The 14,903-nt window shown below is 58.8% G+C and carries 15 protein-coding genes and 2 pseudogenes; 4 read left to right on the top strand and 13 right to left on the bottom strand.

Annotation, left to right across the window (positions count from 1 at the left end; genetic code table 11):
* Positions 1-40 precede the first annotated feature (40 nt).
* Positions 41-692, bottom strand: a pseudogene (locus tag ACF0H7_RS20255) (tyrosine-type recombinase/integrase); the annotation flags it as partial.
* 264 nt (positions 693-956) lie between these two features.
* Between ACF0H7_RS20255 and ACF0H7_RS20250 the strand changes: the two are divergent.
* Positions 957-1,382, top strand: a complete 426-nt coding sequence (locus tag ACF0H7_RS20250) for a hydrogenase (RefSeq protein ID WP_397448656.1) — start codon at positions 957-959, stop codon at positions 1,380-1,382.
* Between the two features lie 294 nt (positions 1,383-1,676).
* On the opposite strand, the gene ACF0H7_RS20245 is transcribed toward ACF0H7_RS20250, so the two are convergent.
* The 10 genes and pseudogenes from ACF0H7_RS20245 to ACF0H7_RS20200 all read right to left on the bottom strand — a co-directional run bounded on the left by ACF0H7_RS20245 (position 1,677) and on the right by ACF0H7_RS20200 (position 11,597).
* On the bottom strand, positions 1,677-1,964 hold the full coding sequence (locus ACF0H7_RS20245; protein WP_397448655.1) for a hypothetical protein: 288 nt from the start codon (positions 1,962-1,964) through the stop codon (positions 1,677-1,679).
* A gap of 120 nt (positions 1,965-2,084) precedes the next feature.
* Positions 2,085-2,279, bottom strand: a pseudogene (locus ACF0H7_RS20240) (DUF4411 family protein); the annotation flags it as partial.
* A gap of 67 nt (positions 2,280-2,346) precedes the next feature.
* Complete coding sequence (locus ACF0H7_RS20235) at positions 2,347-2,550, bottom strand: hypothetical protein (RefSeq protein ID WP_397453962.1); 204 nt, start codon at positions 2,548-2,550, stop codon at positions 2,347-2,349.
* A 1,210-nt stretch (positions 2,551-3,760) separates the two neighbouring features.
* Positions 3,761-5,356, bottom strand: a complete 1,596-nt coding sequence (locus tag ACF0H7_RS20230) for a gamma-glutamyltransferase family protein (protein WP_397448654.1) — start codon at positions 5,354-5,356, stop codon at positions 3,761-3,763.
* Between the two features lie 25 nt (positions 5,357-5,381).
* Positions 5,382-6,254 carry an ABC transporter permease gene (locus tag ACF0H7_RS20225; RefSeq protein ID WP_397448653.1) on the bottom strand — a complete coding sequence of 291 codons (873 nt, stop codon included), beginning with the start codon at positions 6,252-6,254 and terminating at the stop codon, positions 5,382-5,384.
* Positions 6,254-7,198 carry an ABC transporter permease gene (locus ACF0H7_RS20220; RefSeq protein WP_397448652.1) on the bottom strand — a complete coding sequence of 315 codons (945 nt, stop codon included), beginning with the start codon at positions 7,196-7,198 and terminating at the stop codon, positions 6,254-6,256. Before ACF0H7_RS20220 ends, ACF0H7_RS20225 begins: the two co-directional genes overlap by 1 nt.
* Before the next feature lie 43 nt (positions 7,199-7,241).
* The gene (locus ACF0H7_RS20215; protein ID WP_397448651.1) at positions 7,242-8,741 is read right to left on the bottom strand and encodes an ABC transporter substrate-binding protein; all 1,500 of its coding nucleotides are present in this window, start codon (positions 8,739-8,741) and stop codon (positions 7,242-7,244) included.
* A complete protein-coding gene (locus ACF0H7_RS20210; RefSeq protein WP_397448650.1) occupies positions 8,738-9,859 on the bottom strand; it encodes an ABC transporter ATP-binding protein in 1,122 nt (373 codons plus the stop codon). Before ACF0H7_RS20210 ends, ACF0H7_RS20215 begins: the two co-directional genes overlap by 4 nt.
* Positions 9,856-10,863: an ABC transporter ATP-binding protein gene (locus ACF0H7_RS20205; RefSeq protein WP_397448649.1), complete on the bottom strand. Its 1,008-nt coding sequence runs from the start codon at positions 10,861-10,863 to the stop codon at positions 9,856-9,858. Before ACF0H7_RS20205 ends, ACF0H7_RS20210 begins: the two co-directional genes overlap by 4 nt.
* Positions 10,860-11,597: a FadR/GntR family transcriptional regulator gene (locus ACF0H7_RS20200; RefSeq protein ID WP_397448648.1), complete on the bottom strand. Its 738-nt coding sequence runs from the start codon at positions 11,595-11,597 to the stop codon at positions 10,860-10,862. The genes ACF0H7_RS20205 and ACF0H7_RS20200 overlap by 4 nt, the downstream gene beginning before the upstream one ends.
* Before the next feature lie 763 nt (positions 11,598-12,360).
* On the opposite strand from ACF0H7_RS20200, the gene ACF0H7_RS20195 reads away from it, so the two are divergent.
* Positions 12,361-12,921 (top strand): YSC84-related protein, encoded by a 561-nt coding sequence (locus ACF0H7_RS20195; protein WP_397448647.1) that lies wholly within the window; start codon positions 12,361-12,363, stop codon positions 12,919-12,921.
* A 2-nt stretch (positions 12,922-12,923) separates the two neighbouring features.
* Complete coding sequence (locus ACF0H7_RS20190; protein ID WP_397448646.1) at positions 12,924-13,079, top strand: hypothetical protein; 156 nt, start codon at positions 12,924-12,926, stop codon at positions 13,077-13,079.
* A 66-nt stretch (positions 13,080-13,145) separates the two neighbouring features.
* Here the strand turns inward: ACF0H7_RS20190 and ACF0H7_RS20185 are convergent, their stop codons facing one another.
* Both ACF0H7_RS20185 and ACF0H7_RS20180 read right to left on the bottom strand, forming a co-directional pair.
* A complete protein-coding gene (locus ACF0H7_RS20185; RefSeq protein WP_397448645.1) occupies positions 13,146-13,424 on the bottom strand; it encodes a hypothetical protein in 279 nt (92 codons plus the stop codon).
* A gap of 103 nt (positions 13,425-13,527) precedes the next feature.
* A complete protein-coding gene (locus tag ACF0H7_RS20180; protein WP_397448644.1) occupies positions 13,528-13,731 on the bottom strand; it encodes a hypothetical protein in 204 nt (67 codons plus the stop codon).
* Between the two features lie 300 nt (positions 13,732-14,031).
* Between ACF0H7_RS20180 and ACF0H7_RS20175 the strand changes: the two genes are divergently transcribed.
* Positions 14,032-14,895, top strand: a complete 864-nt coding sequence (locus tag ACF0H7_RS20175; RefSeq protein WP_397448643.1) for an MBL fold metallo-hydrolase — start codon at positions 14,032-14,034, stop codon at positions 14,893-14,895.
* The last annotated feature ends 8 nt before the right edge of the window (positions 14,896-14,903 follow it).

Raw genomic sequence — 14,903 nt, 5'->3', positions numbered from 1 at the left:
CTTTTTCATGCACGTGAGTTTTGCGTGACTCGTCGATTTTTCATGCCTGCCTCCGCTTCAGAATCGTCAGCACCGGGCCGCGCGAATCGGTTGCTGATCCCCTGTTCGCAGCTTCAATCAGATGCCCGAGCTCAGCGCCCGAGTAGTGACTGGTGATGCTGCCGTTCTTGTGCCCGAGCAAGGCCTTGCGGTCTTCCTCTGTGACACCCGCCGCTCGAAGGCGACGGCCAAACGTGGGTTTCAAGTCGTGAATCCTGATCGACAGATAGCCAGGGTGAGCGGGGCGAAGGTTTTCCTCCTGCCAGAGTTTCGCCGCGCGGATCCTTGCTTTTCTTCCAGGCTGAATCGTTCATCAGGTGCATTGCGTTGCCCTTGTAGGGGGAAACCCATTCCGTGCTCAGGCCAGCGCTGCTGGTCAACGATCGATTTGGCCACGCTGCTCAGTACTACCAAGCGCTCATCGCCGTTCTTCACTCCAGACTTTTCATGTCTCCCGCCAGAATCAGGAACACACTCGGGCCAAGCTCCGGAACTGAAATCTCCCAATCCCACCTCAGCTTGCAGACCTCTTGTTCGCGACACCCAGTGTTCACCTTGAACAGGGCCATCGTTTGCAGGTGGGCCGGCAACGCTCCGATAAGAATCGACTGCTCTTCCCACGACATCGGGTAGGGCTTGCGACTTCTTCTCTTCCAGCTTCGTCAGCATCGCCTTTACTGCGGCCGTGATGGATTCCATGAATTTGCTCATGACTTTCTCCATTCGTTATTTACCAAACCCTTTCCACCACACCATCGCGCACAGACAGTTGCCTGAGGGCGCCGTGGGATGGGGTGGTGGGGAGAGTTCGGAGCGTGGTACGTCACGCAGGATTGAGCGCTGCGTTTTGTTGGGAACGACTAGAGTTGTTGAGTGCTGAACCTCTAATTCAGCGAATCACGGGAGGCCCCACGGCCATGGTCGACAGTCGCCGTAGATTGCTCTGGCATGGCATGCTTTTGTTCTTCCTGGGACTCTGTACGGGCCTCATCGAACAGCAGTTCAGCAATCCACGTATGGGTCTTGCGGCTCACCTTGAAGGGGTGATGAATGGAATCCTGCTTCTGGCGATAGGTGCTGTTTGGATGGAGGTACATCTCTCCGCACGCAACAAGGCAATCGCATACTGGACCGTGCTTTACGGCACCTATGCAAACTTAGGGGTTACAGCACTCGCTGCCGTTCTGGGAACGGCTGCCATGTCTCCGTTCACTGGCGCAGGACGCGCAGCTGAACATTGGCAGGAGAGCTTAGTGACGGTGGGTTTTGCGAGTGTCGGAGTTGCCATGATTGTTGCTGCGCTGCTCATTCTCTGGGGCTTGCGCCAAACGTCCACTCAGTAAATGACCCGAGCTGAGCCTTTTTATGTGGTTCCCAGGCCCGCTACTGGCGACGGCCTGGGTTTGCTGCATCAGCAGTGTATTGTCGCGAGGGTTGGGCCTATCGGTATTCCAGTTGATGCGCGGTGACATCGACGACCCTGCTGTCTGCTGTCTGCTGTCTGCTGCCTGCCAGGTGACGGATGCATTCGAGCGGGAAGAGGCGGGCTCATCTATTTATGGGTGCGTATCAGGTGGAAGGGAAAACGAAAAGCCCGGCGCCGAGGAAGTGAGCCGGCGACACTGACTATTCAGTCGTTAGGGCTTATTTCCCTGCTGAGTTGAAGCACCGTCCTTCTTGCCACTGGAGGTGTCCATATCCTTTTCCATCATCTCCGCATCAGCGCCGGAGTTGCTGCCCGATGCTTCCTCTCCCTTCTTGGATGCCTTGTCCTCTTTGGATTCGGCTCCACGTGCCTGATTACTCCCTGGTGCCGAGGTTGTCGGGGCGGGAGATCCTGCCGCTGTCTTCTCGGCGGCGAGCGCGACGAACGAACACGATGAGAGCAGACCCGTGAGGACGATCGCAGTAATTTTTCTGTTCATGGTTTGAATCTTCCGCGCAGGGGTGTGCTGCATTGGAAGATCGGGAAAGGGTAAGGTGCTAGCCGCCGGACGAGTGGCGGATACGAAAAGCCCGGCGCTGGACCGGGCTCAAACGTTGGGCTATGGGTTAATTTTATCCCAGCCGGTTTCGAAATCTAGTGCGCACATCATACTGAAGACATCGCAACACTGTGCGCCCAATGCCTTACGTACATCAGGAACTTTTCTATTCTGTCTTTGTGCAGAAGGTTTAGAGGTTTCAAGAGACACAACGCATCGATCTACAGAGCTGGATAGAGCGTACGATATCAAGAATGGATCTCGTAGAGTCTCAACATTTCAGCGCCAGGTGGTGAGCCCCACGATAACCTCCTAAAAAGCCTTAATGGAGAACCCTGCGACTTTCGCCGATCCTGATCCGATCCAGCGCCCGGTTTAACGAATCCAAGGCATCGAGTAGGGCTTTCGCCTCGGCCTCGCGGCCATCCCCCCAAAGGCGTTCAGCCATTTTATTCAGCGCCTGGATGGATCTTTCGATCTCGGTAGCGGTTGCTGTCGTGGTGTCTGTCGGCTGCTTCTTTGGCATTTTTAGATCTTCTGCAACGCTTGGCTTGCTCGCTTGGGTCAAGGCCGTGCTGATTGGCGAAGTTTTTTTGTGACGCTCCACCATTACGGCCTTGAGTGCGTCAACCCTGATTTTGTTGATATCCATCCCCGAATGATCCCTTTCTATTAGCAAACAGTAAATTACTGTTTGCTAATACTTGCCTCATTAGCGAACGCTAATCTGTGAGCTGACAAAGGAGGTGTATGTGAGCCCAATGGTTTACGGCACCGTGCGCAAAATAACCACCCGATGCGGCATGGCCCCTGCGTGACAAGTGGCAGCATCTAAGTGGCGCCGAGGTTTTTTTGTCAATGCTGTGGTATTTCTCTGCCCATTTTGGACTTTCGCATGAAAATGTTGCCTATGCGGGTCGCCGATAGTCATCAGTGAATGGACTTCACTGATGATCTTGGCAGCAACTTCGTAACACTCGGTACGCGTTAAAAGTTCACTATCTCTCTTTAGGTAGCCGGCCTTTGCGGTGGACAGCGCCAATGCTGAGAAGATGCTTCGGATGGCAGCCGTCTGGCATAACATAGGCGAAAAATAATTTCCCGACTCTAGAACAGATGCACTTCGCGCTGCTTTATTGCGGGTGATTCAGTACTGAGCACATGACGCTACATAGCCGAGCCCTCGCCCCACCCGGGCGCGCGGATATCCCTCCCTATTCTGAATACCACCTCTCTCAAGAGGGTCCTGCCGAGATGGATGAGTACTTCCATCGGGTGAGCTACCTCAGCAAGGCGGCAACCTTGGATTACGGCAGTCAATGCCGTGCGTTTGGTTGCAACATAGGTGAACCACAGCGGGTCCACCAGATGTCCTGAAAGGGACGATTGCTTACCAACGCCCATTCAAAAAATGCTGGCGTCAGAGGCCACGCCAGCGGATGGTTATCTTTGGTCTGGAGCCAACCGGGTCGAGAGGGCGGAGTGCCAGATCAGTCGGCTTCAATGAAGCGGATGAATGATTGTTTGTCGTCTACGGTTTTCAGTAGCTTGTACGGTTAAGTCGTTAGCTCAAATCCGGATGCTAGAAGCCCATGCCCAAGGCGCAGTGACAAGTCATAGCCCGCTATGGCGAGGAACAGCAACACAGGATATGGCTTCTGGCGCCGAAGTTGACCAACAGAACTAACCACACAGGCCACTAGCGATTGTATGAAGACGGCGCGCTCAGTAATGAATCAATACACGGCCACCACCCCGTCCTTCCTCGGATCGGTGCCGCCGACATACCCGTGGGCCGTGCGCTGGATGATCTGTGCACCACCAAAGGCAAATACGCCACTCGGTTCTTCCACTACGATGTCATGCCCTTTGGCGCGCAGTTCTTCAACCACCTGTCGATCAAATGAACGCTCCACAGCCACCTTCAGCCCGGATTCGATCCGCCAGCGCGGCGCATCGGCGGCGGCTTGTGGATTCTGTTTGTAGCGCAGGATGCGCATCATCATCTGCAAATGCCCCTGGGCCTGCATCGGGCCGCCCATCAGGCCGAAGGACATCAATGGCGTGCCGTCGGCGTTCATCACGAAGCCCGGAATGATGGTCTGGAAGGGCCGCTTGCCCGGTAATACGCAGTTGACGTGCTCTGGGTCTAGGGTGAAGCCCGCGCCGCGGTTTTGTAGGCTGATGCCAGTGCCTGGCACTACCACGCCAGAACCGAAGCCCATGTAGTTTGACTGGATGAACGAAACCATCATGCCGTTCTCGTCTGCCGTCGACAGGTACACCGTGCCGCCTGCCTTGGGCGAGCCATGCTGCGGGTCAGCGGCCTGTTCATTGACTTGAGCCGCACGCTTCATTAGATACGTCGGGTTCAGAAGATCTTTGGACGTGACACGCATGTGATCGTGGTCGGCAACGTGCTGATTGAGGTCGGCCAGCGCCAGTTTCATCGCCTCCAACACCGGATGCACAGTTTCGACGCAGTCCACCGGATGCTCGCCGACGCCCAGCGCTTCGAGCAGGGTCAGCCCGGCCAGGGTCGCGATGCCTTGGCCGTTAGGCGGCAGCTCATGGACCACCGCGCCGGCGTATGGCACCGACAGGGTGTCGATCCAGTCGACGCGGTGTGTGGCCAGATCGTCGAGGCTCATCACACTGCCATTGGCGTTGGCATGGGCGACGATGGCCTGCGCCAGTTCGCCGCGATAGAACGACTCGCCCTTGGTTTCGGCGATCAGTTCCAGGGTCTTGGCGTGATCCTTGAGCGTGATCTTTTGTCCGGCGGCCGGTGCTTTGCCGTCGGGTAAAAAGCATTCGGCAAAGCCCGGTTGATCCTTCAACAGCTCGGCGCCACGCCGCCACAGCTCGGCAATGATCGGCGTGACCTGATAACCATCCCGGGCATAACCAATGGCAGGACCTGCGAGCGTGGCGAAAGGCAGTTTGCCGTAACGCTCGGACAGCGCGACCCAGGCCGACACTGCCCCCGGCACGGTCACCGAATCCCAGCCACGCTGGGGCATTTCTTTCTGACCTGCGAAATACTCTGGCGTCCAGCCCTGAGGCGAGCGGCCAGATGCATTCAGGCCCTGCAGTGCTTTGCCGTCCCAAACGATGGCAAATGCGTCGCTGCCAATGCCGCAGCCGGTGGGCTCGACCACGGTCAGGACCATGGCCGCGGCAATGGCGGCGTCCACCGCGTTGCCGCCCTGGCGCAGCATGGCCAGGCCGGCCTGGGCTGCCAATGGTTGCGAGCAGGCGACCATGTTGTTGCCCATCACCGGCGAGCGGGCGGACGCATAAGGTTGGCTGTAATCCAGATCATCGAACATGAATTCGTCTCTTCTTGGCTGTTGATTAGCTTTTTGGGTCGAGGGCGTCACGCAGGCCGTCGCCCAACAGGTTGAAGCAGAGCACGGTGATGTAGATCGCTACGCCCGGCGCGATGGACATCCACGGCGCCTGCTCCATGAAGTTTTTTGCGGTGTTGAGCATCGAGCCCCAGGACGGCGAAGGCGGTTGCTGGCCCAGGCCGAGGAATGACAGGCTTGCCTCGGCCAGAATCGCCGAAGCGATGGTCAGCGTCGCTTGCACCACGAGCGGCGATAGCACGTTGGGCAACACGTAACGCACGATGATCCAGCGGTCCGGCAGACCGATGGCGCGAGCGCCTTCCAGGTAATCTTCGTGACGAATCGCCAGCACCTGACCGCGAGTCAGACGCGAGAAGATCGGCATCGCCGACAGGCCGATGGCGATCATCGCGTTGCTCAGACTCGGGCCGAGAAACGCCCCCAGGGCAATCGCCAACACCAGAAATGGACAGGACAGCAGCGCTTCCATAATGCGTGAAATCACGGCGTCCAGCTTGCCGCCGAAATAGCCGGCCAGCAGGCCCAGCGGCACGCCGATCATCATCGCGATGGCCACCGATACACCACCGGCCAGCAACGAACTGCGCGCCCCCCACAACAAGCGCGAGAAAAGGTCGCGGCCCAGCTCATCAGTACCCAGCCAGTGCAACATCGATGGCGCTTTGCGCACGGCGAGGAAGTTCGCTTTCAGCGGGTCGTAGGGCGCGATCCACGGCGCCAGCAGCGCGGTGAGGATGAACACAATCAAGACTGCGGCGCCGAGCACCGCGCCTCTGTTGGCGAGGAACTTCTTCACGAACGGAGAGCGGGTGCGCGGCTTCAGCACCGGCAGAGGCGTCACGGCAATCGAGGTCATCAGGCAGTCCTCAGGCGCGGGTTGATCAGGCGGTAGAGCACGTCGGCGAGCAGGTTCAGCAGCACGAAACCAATCGCTACGCAAAGCACCACGCCTTGCACCACGGCGTAGTCACGATTGAACACGGCGTCGACGATCATCTTGCCGAAACCGGGAATGCTGAACACTTGCTCGGTCAGCACCGCACCGCCCAACAGTTCGCCAAACAGCAACGTGGTCAGGGTGACGATGGGCATCAGGGCATTGCGCAGGGCATGCTTGAGAATCACCGTACGCGGGAACAGCCCCTTGGCCCGTGCGGTGCGCACATAGTCAGCGCGCAGCACTTCAAGCATGGCGCTACGGGTGTGGCGCATCAGCACGCCGGACAGCCCGGCGCCGAGCACGAATGCTGGCAGGATCAGGGTCTTGAGGTTTTGCCCAAGATTTTCATCCATGGGCACAAAGCCGGAGGCAGGCAGCCATTGCAGCTTCACGGCGAAGATCATGATCAACACGATCCCCAGCCAAAAGTGCGGAATGGAAATGCCCGACAGGGCGAATACGTTGGCCCCGTAGTCAACGGCGGTGCCTTTGCGCACCGCTGAAATCACCCCGGTAGGAATACCGATCAGCAAGGCAATGATCAACGCCAGCACTGCCAGCTCGATGGTCACTGGCAGCTTTGAAGCCAGTAGCGTGGTCACCGGTTGTTCGGTGCGCAACGAAGTGCCGAAGTCACCCTGCAACACGTTGCCGACCCAGTGCACATACTGCAGGGGGAGTGGATCGTTGAGCCGGTATTTCTCGCGCAGGTATTCCATCACCGCCGGGTCGCGCTCTTCGCCGGCCATGGCTTGCACTGGGTCACCCGGCAACAGTTTCTGCAGGGTGAAGACAAACAGCGAGACCAGGATCAGTGTCGGGATCGCACTGAGCAACCGGCGCAAAATGAACATCAGCATGGCGAATCCTCGCGGCCGAATTGGTTATGCGAAGGAGCCGTGATCATTTGAAGGCGACGTTGGTCAGGCGAATCAAACCGTCGGGACTCGGCACGAAACCGCTGATGTTGTTGCGCATGGCGATGATCCGTGGGTCGAAATACAGATAGCTGCCCGGTACATCGTCGGCGAGCTGGCGCAGCGCCTGGGAGTACAGCGCCTGACGCTGGGCCTGGTCATTGGTCACGCGGGCCTTGTTCAACAATTCGTCGAGTTTAGGGTCGCAGAAGTGGCTGTCGTTCTGCCCACCCTTGCAGGTCACGAATGGGTGAATATTGCCGTCCGGATCAGGACGGCCTGACCAGGCAATCATGCCGATCTGAAAGTTGCCGGCCTGTTGTTCGCTGAGCAGCGTGGCATATTCAGTGGCAACCAGATTGACCTTGAACCCGGCTTCCTCGGCCATGGACTGGATGATCTGACCGACCTGTTGGGCGATAGGATTGTTGGCCACTTTCAGTTCGACGTTGACCGGCAATTTCACCCCGGCTTCAGCCAGCAGCTTTTTGCTCGCATCAACATCGCGGACCGGAACCGGCAAACTCTTGTCGTAGTAAGGGCTGCTTTTCGGAAACGGCTGGGCGCTCGGTGCATACAGGCCTTCGAACACCACTTGGTTGATCGCATCGCGGTCGATGGCCAGCTCGAATGCCTGGCGCACGCGTTTGTCCTTGCCCACTGGGTTGTTGGCTTTTTCACCATTATTGGTGTTGTACATCAGCTGCATATAACCCAGCCCTGGCGTGCTGAACACCTGCACCTTGCTGTCGGCCTTGGCGGTTTTCACATCGGTGGGCGCCACCCGCTCGATGATGTCCAGGTCACCCGAGCGCAGGTTGGCCAAGCGCACCGAGGTATCGGGAATCGGCAGGTAAATTACCTTGTCGAAGTGGTAAGCCTGCTTGTTCCAGTAGTTGTCGAAACGCTCCAGGACGATGCGGTCCTGCTGCACGCGCTGGACGAACTTGTACGGCCCTGAGCAGACCGGTTTCAAGGTGACATCGCCTGTTGAGGCCTTGGGTGCGAGCATCATCCCGGCGCGGTCGGACAATTGCGAGATCAGTGTGGCGTCCGGTTGCTTGACCTTGATTGCCACGGTCTTGGCATCGATCACATCGACGCTTTCCACTGACGCCAGTTCGCTCTTGCGCAGTGAGTCGGGCAGGGTGCGGGCGCGGTCGAGGTTGAATTTCACGGCGGCAGCATCGAACACTTCACCGTCGTGGAAGGTTACGCCGTCGCGCAGGGTCATGGTCAGGGTCTTGCCGTCTTCGCTCCAGCTCCAGGCGGTGGCCAGTTGCGGCACGTAGGTCAGGTCCGGACTGACATCCACCAGCTTGTCGCACAGTGCGGTGTAAACCAGGCGGCCTGAGTAGGTGCGCGAGCGATGCGGGTCGAGCATGTCCGGGTCATCCTGGATGCCGATGCGCAGGGTGGTTTCGGCGAAGGCAGCATTCGCGGCCAGCAGTAACAGCGTGGTCGTCATCAGGTGGGCGAACTTCATGGCTGACTCTCCAGAGAAAGGGCTTGATGGCTTTTGAACAGACTCAGGCGCTGCGTGTAGGCCGCGCTGGGTGTCGGGACGATCAGTGAACCCGCGCCGGCATTGGCGATTTCGCGCCAGTAATGGCAGGCCACCTGACGCTGCGGTGCGACGGTTTCGAACACCGGTTTAATCTCGCGACACACGGATTTGGCGTGGGGGCAGCGGGTGTGGAAACGGCAACCCGATGGCGGTTTGCTCGGGCTTGGCATGTCGCCGCCCAGCAGCGGGCGCGGGCGACGCAGGTCCGGGTGGCTGACCGGCACCGCGGCCATCAGCGCCTGGGTGTAGGGATGAAACGGCGTCTCGAACAGCGCATTGACCGGCGCCAGCTCGACGATCTCGCCGAGGTACATCACCGCTACGCGATCACTCATGTGGCGGATCACTGCCAGGCCGTGGGCGACGATGACCAGGGTCAGACCGAATTGACGCTTGAGGTCTTCCAGCAGATTGACCACTTGTGCCTGCACCGACACATCCAGCGCCGAGACCGGCTCATCGCCGAGGATCAAACGCGGCTCAGAGGCCAGGGCGCGAGCGATGCCGATGCGCTGGCGTTGACCGCCGGAAAATTCATGGGGAAAACGGCTGCCATGTTCTGGCGCGAGGCCTACGGTGCGCAGCAGTTCGGCGACCTTGTCCTGCCGCGCACTACGACTGTCGTCGCGGTGCAGCCAGATCGGCTCGCCAATGATCGACTCGACGCTCATCCGTGGATTCAGCGACGCGAAGGGGTCCTGAAAGATGATCTGCAGATCGCGGCGAACCCGGCGTAGTTTTTCCGGTGGAAGGTTGCCGAGGTTGCGGCCTTCGTAGATCACGTCACCGGCGGTGGGTTTGAGCAGGTTGAGCAGTACTCGGCCGAGGGTCGATTTACCCGAGCCGGACTCGCCCACCAGCGCCAGGGTTTCGCCCCGACGCACTGCAAGCGACACCTCGTTGACCGCCTGCACGGGTGGTTTCTTGCGTTGGAAAAGACCGGTTTCACTGCTGAAATGTTTGCTCACTGCGATGCTTTCAAGAATCGTCGTGGAGGTCTCAGGCTGCGGTGGCGTGTTGCTGTGCGGCAGGCTCATGCACTGACTCCCAGATGCTGTTCCAGTGGCGCGCGGATGCAGGCGGCGAAGTGGCCGCTGGAGATCTCCAGCAGGGCTGGGCGTTCTTCGCGACAGGCCGCGATGACGAACGGGCAACGGCTGGCAAAGCGGCAGCCCGAAGGCATTTCTGCGGGTGTCGGCACGCGTCCGTTGATAGTGGCCAGGCGTCCTTCGCGCGGGCCGACCGAAGGCATCGAACCCATCAGACCTATGGTGTAGGGGTGCTGTGGATCATCGAACAGGGTCTTCACCGAGCCGCTTTCCACCACGCGACCGGCGTACATCACCATCACCTCGTCGGCGACTTCAGCGACCACAGCCAGATCGTGGGTAATGAGGATCATCGAGGTGCCGGTCTCGGCCTGCAAATTGCCCACCAGCGAAAGGATCTGTGCCTGAATGGTCACGTCCAGCGCGGTGGTCGGCTCGTCGGCGATGATCAGCGCCGGGGCGTTGGCCAAGGCCATGGCGATCATCACGCGCTGGCGCATGCCGCCGGAGAGTTCGTGGGGGTAGGCATCCAGGCGTTGTGTGGCGTCGGGTACGCGCACCTTTTCCAACATCTCCAGGGCCCGTTGCCGCGCAGCGTTGGAAGACAGGCCCTGATGACGGATCACGCTTTCGGCGATCTGCTCGCCGATGGTGAACACCGGGTTGAGCGAGGTCATGGGTTCTTGAAAGATCATCGCCATGCGGTTGCCGCGCATCTCTAGCAAACGCGTATCAGACATGCCCACTATCGGCTCGCCGAGCAGGCTGGAAGCACTGGCGCTGACCGTGGCCGTCTCGGGCAACAGCCCCATCAAGGCCATGGACGTTACGCTTTTGCCACAGCCAGATTCGCCGACGATGGCCAGGGTCTTGCCCGGCTGCACCGAAAATGACACGCCATCGACCACGTTGGCCGGGGCGTCCTTGAAACGCACGATGAGGTCGCGGACGCTCAATACCGGGCGTTGAATGTCTGGCGTCTGCTGACTCATAAACTGGCCTCAAGGTCTTGGTATATAACGTGATCAAGGGCTTGCTGCAGTGCGCGCAGATGTCCGCGCATGGCGGTGGCTGCCTTGACCGGGTCACGGGCTTGAATGGCGCTGACGATGTCGTCGTGGTCGTGGCTGTAGGTGCTCAGGCGATCAGTGCTACGCGCCCGTTGCCGCAGGTCGCGCCAGATCGGATCGAGGCGAATGGCGTCTAGCATTTCGAAAATGTCCAGCATCAGGCGGTTGCCGGCGGCTTCGGCGATGCCACGGTGCAGCGCGCTGTCCCACAGCTCCAGCGCCTCGGCGTCGACCTCACAAGCGTCCTGCTGGTGAGTGGTGCGTTCTGCCAGCCGGCGCAGAATCGCCATCTGTTCGCCGCTGGCGTGGAGGGCCGCCAGGGCCGCCAGAGCTGGTTCCAGATGTAGCCGCGCTTCCATCACCTCGCTGAAATTGGTTCGGCCTGACAATTTGGCAAAACTCATCAACGCGCTGGGCGGGCTAGGGCCGACAAAAGTACCTTTGCCTTGTCGCCGCCAAACATGCCCTTCGGCTTCGAGCACCGCCAGGGCACGGCGAATGGCCCGTCGACCGACGCCAAAATCCACCGCCAGTTCACGCTCGGTAGGCAAGGCCCGCTGGGGGAACGCCGCATACTGGGCAACCATCTGACGCAGGGCGTCCAGGGCCAGCTTCGACGCGTTGTCGTGGGGCGCATCAGTCTCGAACCTTTCCATGATGGTCTCCCGTGACAGGCTGAGAACAGGGGGCAATTTGCAGGGCATACCCGCACTCTGCGAAACAGAAAGGTTTGCAACGGTAGTGCCAATAAACATTGGTTCGATGATGAAATCGCCTGATCAGGCGAGGGGAAGGCTGGGATAACGCTGGGTTGGGCTAAACACCAAAGGTTTAGCCGACGGGTTCACGGTGCAGGAGTACATTGGTTTGGCGATAGGTGAACCAATTTTTATCAGGTGGTGCGCAGATGCCTGATTATGGTTCGGCTGACCTATTAAAGGGCAGAGATTTGTGGGTATTGGACGGTCTGAATCGCCCCGGATTTCGTAGTGTCCCACGTCGACAACCGAGCGCAGACAACCTGACCCGCCCAGGGTCTGCTGGTGGCCTGGTCCAACGGGGTGATGTGGTTCTACGACCCGTCCGCGATTCGAGGCTCTCCACCGCTATGTCCACCCCGACACGCCATTGCCATTGCAGATTAGGCTCTATCCGAAATACGCCTTCACCGTCGGGTTCGCGATGGCTCTTCAGCATGGTCAGAGATTCGTGATTAGCGGCGAACCCGGCTCTTACACAGTGGTCAACACAAGTGATGGCATCGCGACTGCTCAGTGGCCATGGCCCTGCTTCATTCAAGCGAAGCTTGCGATTCACACACTTTAGGGCGCACTCGATAACTGTCAGTAGGTTCGGTTCCTGTCTAGCGCAGGCACGGACTGCTGCTAACATTCAGTTCTCCCTTATCGGAGTACACAAATGACTCAATCAATGCGGTTCTTTCTATCGATCCTCCTTGCGATAGCATCATTGGCATCGACGAGCGTCCTGAATAATGCAGGCGCGGCCACCGCCGAGGACTTGAATGCCGATTCTCGGCAAGCATTGCAAATTCTCTATAAATCCTCCCCACTTGCCGAATCAATCTCGCACAAAGCCAAAGCGGTGCTTATCTTCCCCAAAATCATCAAGGCAGGCCTTGTGTTCGGCGGCAGCTATGGCGAAGGTGAGTTATTGGAGGGCAAGAAAGTAGAGAATTATTACAACTCAGTCACCGGGTCATGGGGGCTGCAGGCGGGGGCCCAATCGTATGGCTATGTGGTTTTTCTGATGAGCGACAAAGCCTTGAAATATGTACGTGAAACCAAGGGCTGGGAAATCGGTGTAGGACCTACTGTTGTCGTGGTTGATGAAGGGATTGCGAAGAACCTGTCCAGCTCGACGCTGAAAGACGACGCGTACGCGTTCATCTTCGACCAGGAAGGGTTAATGGCTGGGGTCAGCATCGAAGGATCGAAAATTTCTCTGATCAAGCGCTAGACTTGCTGAGTGAGCTGAGTGAGCTGAGTGAGCTGAGTGAGCTGAGTGAGCTGTGTGAGATGGATCTTGACCCGGAAATGGCCGAGCGTCTGTCTCGGGCCACGCGGGCTGTAGATCGCTTCGACTTCGATCTAGCCCTGGAATTACTGAACGGCTAAAGCAAGGGGGGCGTTTGGGTTGGAAAGTTCGCCAGGCGAGTGAGCGCCTAAACGCCCACCCATCAACTACTCCGCACTGTTCTCAATGTAATACGAAATATCCTCCCCCAGCTGCGCGTAGCTCTCAACATCATTTTCGAACGTCTTGGCATCTTTCTCCCGATATTCGCCAAGGCCCAGAACGATGGCCTCACGAAAGTTCTCGAAGGATATCGGCGTGCCCAGTTTGTCGAATGCCGACTTAAGTGCTTTGTGAAAGCGTTGTTCATCCAGCGCATGGCCGGTGTGCCAGGTGTCGGTGGCGAGCCACGGCTTCAGCGATGCTGTCAGTTGCTCAATATCCATCGTATCTCCCTGTAAACCCGCCGTGGGTGGCGGGTTGTCCTAAAGTGCCTGCTTGAGCGGCTTCTGACAAGTTCGGCCGCGAGGTTGGGTCGTACGCCCCAATTTACGCCGAATAACTCCCAACCTGCCCCAGGTGACCGTCCTGCACCCCGACAATAATGTGCAGTGGCATTTCCTGCTCTTGCATGGTGGTCACTTCAAAACCGCCCACGATGTGGGGTTGTAGTTCATTCAAACCGGTAGATGCTTCTGCCCGTGCCTGGGCCATTCTGGCGTGGTTTGCTGCGATTTCGTGGAGGGTTGACACGGTACATCTCCCGGTGACTGGCCTAGCGTTTCGCTGGAGTCCTTAAGCGTTGATTGAATGGCTGCCGCGTCAGAATTATGTCGTTCTGGGGCTGCTACTGGCGTGCTGTGCAATCCTTAAGCCATGCGGGGACCTGTCATTGGCACTGCCTTTTCCGATGCGACGAGTGGTTGAGGAAGCACCTGTTTAGAGGGGTTTCCCACCCTTTCAGGGGGGCGTCGAAACGCTGGGGGGACGTTACTGTATCGAGTCTAAAAAGGCGTGCGGCGTGTCGTCGCCTGGTTTCAAGAGGTTATAACGGTGAGCCGTAGACTTTCTGTAGTGTCCCCCAGCCCGCGCAAGCTGGATGGCGGCATGATGTTCGGTGGTACTCCGCGCCAGATTTGGCGGGAGTGGATCAAGCCTGATGAGAATAATCTGATCGATCTCGCGTCCCGCGGTTTGCTGGTGCAAGAGGAGGGCCTGAATGTGTTGGTGCTTGCCGGCTGCGATGGCCTGCTGGCGCCCGCGCCGCGCACCTGCCGTTGCCAGCAGCACCACAAAGGCTTGCTCGATAGCCTTGCGCGGCTCGGCCTGGGCGAGAACGATATCCATGCGGTGGTGCTGACCCACCTTCATGCCATGCTCGGCGCGGAGCTTATCGAGACCTTGAAGGACGGCGATGCTCCGCGCCTGCTGTTTCCGAATGCGCGTTACATAACCAGTGCCCGCCAGTGGTCGCGGGCCCGGCGTCCGCATCCGCTGGACCGCGAGTTGTTCGTCCCGCAGATCCTCTGGCAACTGGAAGACAGCGGGCGCATGGAGTTGCTGGAGACGCCGCAGTGCGAGTCGTTGGGCAGCGGTTGGAGTTTTCATGTGTGTGATGGCTTTACACCGGGGCAATTGCTGCCGGAGATTGCCATGCCGGGTGGCCCGGTGCTGTTCGCCGGCGACCTGGTGCCGGGCGTGCACTGGCTCAAGTTGGACGTGACGTCGGGCTATGATCGCAACGCGGAGTGCCTGATCGGCGAGAAGGAGCGCTTGCTGGATGACCTGGTGGCCAACCGTGGCCGTCTGTTTTTGACCCGCGATCCGGAGCATGCCTTGATCAAGGTGATGCGTGATCGGCAGTCGTGTTATCGGCCTTACGACCATCGGGCGTCGCTCAATCGATTGGACTGCTGAGTGAGTGC

Origin of the sequence: Pseudomonas sp. NA-150, assembly GCF_044336365.1 — a bacterium.
Lineage (GTDB): Bacteria > Pseudomonadota > Gammaproteobacteria > Pseudomonadales > Pseudomonadaceae > Aquipseudomonas.
This window is presented reverse-complemented; position numbering and strand designations above follow the sequence as displayed.